We start from the raw sequence: 7,044 nt of genomic DNA, 5'->3' as shown, positions 1-7,044 counted from the left end.
ATGTTATTTAATTCGGTATATCTTTTTGCAAGGAAGTAACAAGGTGGAATAAAAAATGGTAGATACCAAAAAAAAGCCCTCCAAGGAATTGGACCGCATTGACCGCAACATCCTGAATGAGCTCCAAAAGGATGGGCGTGTTTCAAACGTTGAGTTATCTAAACGAGTCGGTCTTTCTCCTACCCCCTGTCTCGAACGTGTCCGTCGCTTGGAGCGCCAAGGCTATATCACTGGTTATACGGCGCTGCTCAATCCCCAGTTTCTCGACGCATCATTGCTGGTGTTTGTCGAAATCACCTTGAACCGTGGCGCACCAGATGTGTTTGAGCAATTCAATAAAGCGGTTCAAACACTGGAAGACATCCAAGAATGTCATCTTGTCTCCGGTGATTTTGACTACTTACTTAAAACACGAGTAGCTGATATGTCGGCATATCGCAAGTTATTGGGTGAAACCTTGCTGCGTTTGCCCGGTGTGAATGACACACGCACTTACGTGGTAATGGAAGAGGTGAAGCAGAGCAATCATTTGGTGATTCGCACCCGCTAAACCTGTTTGCCAATCGCCACATTGGTGTCGATCCCCCAAACGATGAAACCGAGCCACCGTGCTCGGTTTCTTTTTTGTCTTAATCAGCAACAATTATGTGATATCTCGGTAAAGATTCATCGCTGACTCGCATCATGCCTGCCGTTCAGGCACGAATGTGGTAAAGTCAGTGCAGTGGCGAATGCAAACCTCAAACCATGGTGGGGAATGCGAATAACGAAAAGTATTAAACAGGTGATGATGGAGTTTTCTTTGCGTCGTGAGCCCAAATCGGCTCAGCCCAAGGTGCGATTGGATGGCGCTCAGCGTTTGAAAGAGTGTGGCTTTATCTTGGTGCTGGCAGCGGCCGTCTTTGTGATGGTTGCGCTACTGTCTTTTAATCCGGCTGATCCCTCTTGGTCACAAACTGCTTGGCACGGTGATGTGCATAATGCGGCAGGTTCGTTAGGGGCGTGGGTCGCCGACAGCCTCTTTTTCTCATTCGGTATTTTGGCCTACCCATTACCACCAGCTGCCATGCTGGGTGGTTGGGTTTTCTTGCGCCGCCGTGGCGACGACGAGCCACTCAACTACACGATTTTAGCCGCGAGGATCTTAGGGCTTTTCGTTCTATTCCTAACCAGTTGTTCGCTAGCCGATCTCAATTTTGATGATTTTTGGCATTTCTCCTCTGGGGGAGTAATGGGCGATGTCACCAACAGTTTGGCATTGCCACTGCTTAACGTACTAGGCACCACATTGGTGATGCTGTTTTGTTGGGCAGCAGGGTTTACATTGTTTACTGGGATCTCTTGGCTAAGCATTGTGGATAATCTAGGGTCGGTGACCTTAAAGGCCACTACTTGGTTGGTTAACCGCCTCCGTGGCGATAAGGTGACTGAGCTTGGCAAGCCTGCTGCACAAACCGTCACTGAGTCAGACAAGGTGACTGACGCGGCAGAGCCGATGGAATTAAGTGATTTGCGCCGCTTCACCCCGTCTCCGAGTGTGCAAGAAGTCCCAGAGGATAGGGCATCAGCCGCACCAAGCGCGCCGATTATCTTTGGGGGACAAGCCTTACCCGCCGATGACGATGGCAAAACACGGGATGACCCTGAGCCTAACTTGGGACAGTGGCAAGGGGTTGTCGAGCCAGAAGACGAACCAACCCAACCGAACGTACCGCTGCCGGATGACGCGCCGGAGGATGAAACATTACCGCCGTGGCAAGAGACCGATGCATCCAGCGATGGAAGTGTTGGAAGTGAAGGAAGTGACGAAAGTGAAGAGGTGGCGAGTGAGCCGGTATCTCATGAAACCACCTATGGCAATCAAGACGGTTTGTCTGAGTTAGAGCGTGCCGAGCAAGCCGCTGGGGCGGCTGCGGACGATGAAGATCCGTTCCAAGAAACCATTCGTAAAGCGCAGCAAGCCCAGCAACAGGCTGCTGGGCTTGATCATCCTTTCTTAGTCAAAGATGAGCCAAACTTGCCAAAACCTGCCGAGCCTTTCCCGACCTTAGATTTGCTTGATCCTGCGCGAAAAACCGCTTCACAGGCGACACGGGAAGAACTTGAACAAATCGCGCGGTTAGTCGAAGCACGACTTGAGGATTATAAAATCCAAGCGCGTGTTGTGGGGGTTTATCCCGGCCCCGTGATTACGCGTTTTGAGCTGGACTTAGCGCCGGGTGTCAAAGTGTCGCGCATTTCTGGATTGTCGAAAGACCTAGCGCGTTCTTTATCGACCACCGCGGTGCGGGTAGTGGAAGTGATCCCAGGTAAACCTTATATCGGACTCGAGCTACCCAATGAAAACCGCGAGACCGTCTTTATGTCGGAAGTGGTTGGCAGCGAGCGCTTTAAGAACAGCAAGTCGCCGATTTCTGTGGTGTTAGGAAAAGACATTGCCGGTGAAGCGATTGTGACCGATTTAGGCAAAGCCCCTCACTTACTGGTCGCCGGTACGACTGGCTCGGGTAAGTCGGTGGGTGTGAACGTCATGATCGTCAGTATGCTCTATAAAGCGGCCCCGGAAGATGTCCGCTTTATCATGATCGACCCGAAAATGCTGGAGCTTTCCGTGTATGAGGGGATCCCGCACTTGCTCACCGAAGTGGTCACCGACATGAAGGATGCGGGCAATGCATTGCGCTGGTGTGTTGGCGAGATGGAGCGACGCTACAAGCTAATGTCGGCGTTAGGTGTCCGTAACCTCAAAGGTTTTAACGAGAAAGTCAAAGCCGCTGAGGCGGCGAATAACCCGATTCCAGACCCACTCTGGAAGCCGAGTGATAGCATGGATGAAACGGCTCCTACGCTTGAGAAGCTGCCCTATATCGTCGTGGTCGTTGATGAGTTTTCCGATTTGATGATGGTGGTGGGCAAAAAAGTGGAAGAGCTGATCGCCCGTTTGGCGCAAAAGGCCCGAGCCGCGGGTATCCACTTAGTGCTTGCCACCCAGCGCCCATCCGTTGATGTGATCACCGGCCTTATCAAAGCGAATATTCCGACGCGGATGGCTTTCACCGTCTCCACGAAAACTGACTCGCGCACCATCTTGGACCAAGGGGGCGCAGAGTCGCTGTTAGGCATGGGGGATATGTTGTTCATGCCCAACGGCTCTAACCATCCTATCCGAGTGCACGGCGCGTTTGTCAGTGACGAAGAAGTACACCGTGTGGTGAATAACTGGAAAGCGCGCGGTAAGCCGCAGTATCTCGAAGAGATCACTCATGGCGATCAGGGGTCCGATAGCTTATTGCCGGGAGAAACGCCGACGGGCGCAGACGGCGAAGAGCTGGATCAGCTGTTTGACCAAGTGGTTGAGTTTGTCACCGAAAGCCGCCGCGGCTCTGTATCAGGGGTGCAACGCCGCTTTAAAATTGGTTATAACCGTGCGGCTCGAATTGTGGAACAACTGGAAGCACACGGTGTCGTAAGTTCTCCGGGCCATAACGGTAACCGAGAAGTGTTGGCGCCACCGCCACCGAAAGCGTAATCAGATGGACGTTGTATGAAAATGAAAGCTTTTTATCGCCACCTAATCGCGATGCTAACGTTGATGTTTGCGGTTGCTGTTCAAGCGCAATCCACTGCCCAGCAGCAACTGATGGACCGATTGAGTAAGGTGGATGCCTTTAGCGCCAATTTTGAACAGGCTGTGATAAGCCCGGAAGGGGAGCAGATCCACGCTGCAAAAGGGCGACTATCCATTGAACGTCCCAACTTGTTCAATTGGACCACGACCGCACCCGATGAAAATATCATGATCTCTGATGGGGAAACATTGTGGTACTACAGCCCGTTTGTCGAGCAAGTTACTGCGATGTGGTTAGACGATGCGACTGCACAAACTCCGTTCGTGTTGTTAACCCGCAATCAGCCAGACGATTGGCAGATGTACACTATTATCCAGCGAGGTGACACCTTTACCCTGACCCCCAAAACGGTAGGGAGCATTGGCACGTTTGCCGTGACGGTAAAACCGGATGGCACCTTGACCCATTTTCGGGTGACCGAGCAAGATGGACAGCAAAGCCAATTCACGCTCAGCCAGTTTAGTCGTCAGGCACCGGATGCATCCTTGTTTGAATTTACACCACCGGACTCGGTGCTGGTGGATGATCAACGTCAGCCGCGTTAATCACGGGAGAGAAGATTGTCGACACTACCGCTAGATTTTGCTGACGACTTTCGGCCGCTTGCAGCTCGCATGCGGCCGGTTTCGTTAAGTCAGTACATCGGCCAACAGCATTTATTGGCTGAGGGCAAGCCTCTTCGCCGCGCCATCGAGTCTGGCAGCCTGCATTCAATGATTTTTTGGGGCCCACCGGGTACTGGCAAAACCACCTTGGCAGATATCGCTGCTCGTCAAGCCAATGCGGAAATCGAGCGATTGTCTGCGGTGACTTCTGGCGTGAAAGAAATTCGCGATGCGATTGTGCGTGCAGAGCAGAATAAACAAGCCGGAGTACGTACTGTCCTGTTTGTTGATGAGGTTCACCGTTTCAACAAAAGCCAACAAGACGCGTTTTTACCGCATGTTGAAGCGGGGACAGTCACCTTTATTGGTGCTACGACTGAAAACCCCTCTTTTGAGTTAAACAACGCCTTGTTATCACGTGCGCGGGTGTACCGGCTGAGTGCGCTTGAGCGTGATGATTTGATTGCGGTGATTGACCAAGCATTGGCGGATAAAAACCGTGGGCTCGGTGAGCGAGAGCTACGTTTTGACACGGGAGTGAAAGACGCTCTGGCGGACACCTGTAGTGGCGATGCGCGCATGGCTTTGAACTTGCTGGAAATGTTGGCCGATATGGCTGATGGTGCGGTGACTATGGCGATGCTGAAAGACGTCGCTGGGGAGAAGGTGGCACAGTTCGATAAGCAAGGCGACGCATGGTATGACCTCATTTCAGCATTTCATAAGTCCGTGCGCGGCTCTAACCCAGATGCCGCCTTGTACTGGTATGCCCGTATCGTGTCCGCGGGTGGTGATCCCTTGTACGTGGCGCGTCGATTGTTAGCGATTGCCTCTGAAGATGTGGGTAACGCCGATCCGCGTGCCATGCAGGTTGCATTGAACGCATGGGATTGCTTTACCCGCGTCGGGCCAGCGGAAGGTGAGCGCGCGATCGCACAAGCGGCGGTGTATCTTGCCTGTGCTCCTAAAAGCAATGCAGTCTACACCGCGTGGAAACAAGCGCTGCGCGATGCAAAAGCGACGGCGAATGCGCCTGTCCCTATGCACCTTCGTAATGCACCGACGGCCCTGATGGAAAGCTTGGGACATGGCGACGGGTATCGTTATGCCCATGATGAACCGAATGCCTACGCCGCCGGTGAGCGTTATTTGCCCGATGAAGTCAGTGATGTGCGTTATTACCAGCCCGTTAATCGCGGGCTAGAAATTAAAATCGCTGAAAAGCTCGCCTTTCTGGACGAGCTTGACGCAAAAAGCCCGCAAAAGCGCTAGGCAACTTCACCCTTTTTGGGTAAGGTTTAAAGTGCGGCTGCACCATCAAGGCGCAGTCGCCTAGTAGTGGTGACATCCACGGTCACCCTCGGCCAATCGCGTTATACAATACGCACGATCGCAGCTTGTCTTCAAATCGTGATGACAAGTGATAATCAACTAATCAACCCGAAAAGCACAGGATTAGCATGCTGGATTCCAAATTACTTCGAACTGAGCTGGAAGAAACGGCTCAAAAACTCGCTCGTCGTGGCTTTACGCTCGATGTTGACGCTATACGTGAACTCGAGAAACAACGTAAATCCCTGCAGATTCGCACCGAACAATTGCAAGCAGAGCGTAACTCCCGATCGAAGTCCATTGGCCAGGCTAAAGCGAAGGGTGAGGACATTGCGCCACTACTAGCAGAAGTCGCGAACTTGGGTGACGAGCTGGACGCTGCAAAAGCCGAGCTGGCTGAACTGCAACAGAAAGTGAACGACGTGGTAATGGCGGTGCCAAACTTGCCAGCCGATGAAGTCCCAACGGGTAAAGACGAGTCTGAAAACCTCGAGGTGTCTCGTTGGGGTGAGCCGCGTCAGTTTGATTTTGAAATCAAAGATCACGTTGATTTGGGCGAGCTTTCTGGCGGGCTTGATTTCGCCAGTGCGGTGAAACTGTCGGGCTCACGCTTTATCGTGATGAAAGGGCAGATGGCGCGTATGCATCGTGCCTTGACCCAGTTTATGCTCGACTTACATACCAACGAGCACGGTTATACTGAGATGTACGTGCCTTATTTGGTGAATGCAGACAGTCTTTATGGCACAGGTCAGTTACCAAAATTTGGTGAAGATTTGTTTAACACCAAACCGGCCACCGAAGAAGGGGTAGGGATGTCCTTGATCCCAACCGCGGAAGTACCGCTGACTAACATGGTGCGTGATGAAATCGTCGATGAGGCGGATTTGCCGCTGTGCATGACGGCACACACACCGTGTTTCCGTTCAGAAGCAGGCTCGTATGGTCGCGATACCCGTGGCCTGATTCGTATGCACCAGTTTGACAAAGTTGAACTGGTCAAAGTCGTTAAGCCAGAAGATTCTATGCAAGCACTTGAATCACTCACTGCGGATGCAGAGAAGGTGTTACAACTGCTTAACCTGCCATATCGTAAAGTGTTGCTGTGTACCGGCGATATGGGCTTTGGTGCGGCGAAAACCTATGATCTTGAAGTCTGGTTACCTGCACAAAACACCTACCGTGAGATTTCTTCGTGCTCAAACACCATGGATTTCCAAGCTCGCCGAATGCAGGCGCGTTTCCGTCGCAAAGGTGAGAAAAAACCTGAGTTACTGCATACCTTGAACGGTTCTGGCTTGGCCGTTGGTCGTACTCTGGTAGCTATTTTAGAAAACTACCAACAAGCAGATGGCCGTATTGAAATCCCTGAGGTATTGCGTCCATACATGGGCGGTCAAACGCACATTGGCTAATGAAGTGAGTCAGGGTTAAAGAACAAAGGGTCGGCATGATTGCCGGCCCTTTTTTATTCGGGT

General features: G+C 52.0%; 5 protein-coding genes. All 5 read left to right on the top strand.

Annotated elements, in window-relative coordinates:
• Positions 1-55 precede the first annotated feature (55 nt).
• Positions 56-550 (top strand): leucine-responsive transcriptional regulator Lrp, encoded by a 495-nt coding sequence (lrp, locus tag BZG82_RS07815; protein WP_069588819.1) that lies wholly within the window; start codon positions 56-58, stop codon positions 548-550.
• Between the two features lie 240 nt (positions 551-790).
• A complete protein-coding gene (locus BZG82_RS07810; RefSeq protein WP_077765537.1) occupies positions 791-3,529 on the top strand; it encodes a DNA translocase FtsK in 2,739 nt (912 codons plus the stop codon).
• A gap of 15 nt (positions 3,530-3,544) precedes the next feature.
• Positions 3,545-4,174, top strand: a complete 630-nt coding sequence (gene lolA / locus BZG82_RS07805) for an outer membrane lipoprotein chaperone LolA (RefSeq protein ID WP_108742970.1) — start codon at positions 3,545-3,547, stop codon at positions 4,172-4,174.
• 69 nt (positions 4,175-4,243) lie between these two features.
• Positions 4,244-5,506 carry a replication-associated recombination protein A gene (locus BZG82_RS07800; RefSeq protein WP_274532485.1) on the top strand — a complete coding sequence of 421 codons (1,263 nt, stop codon included), beginning with the start codon at positions 4,244-4,246 and terminating at the stop codon, positions 5,504-5,506.
• A gap of 188 nt (positions 5,507-5,694) precedes the next feature.
• Positions 5,695-6,981 carry a serine--tRNA ligase gene (serS, locus tag BZG82_RS07795; protein WP_077640827.1) on the top strand — a complete coding sequence of 429 codons (1,287 nt, stop codon included), beginning with the start codon at positions 5,695-5,697 and terminating at the stop codon, positions 6,979-6,981.
• The last annotated feature ends 63 nt before the right edge of the window (positions 6,982-7,044 follow it).

The organism is Salinivibrio sp. PR5 (genome assembly GCF_001996085.1).
GTDB lineage: Bacteria > Pseudomonadota > Gammaproteobacteria > Enterobacterales > Vibrionaceae > Salinivibrio > Salinivibrio proteolyticus.
The sequence above is the reverse complement of the archived record's forward strand: the minus strand, read 5'-3'. Positions and strand labels throughout refer to the sequence as shown.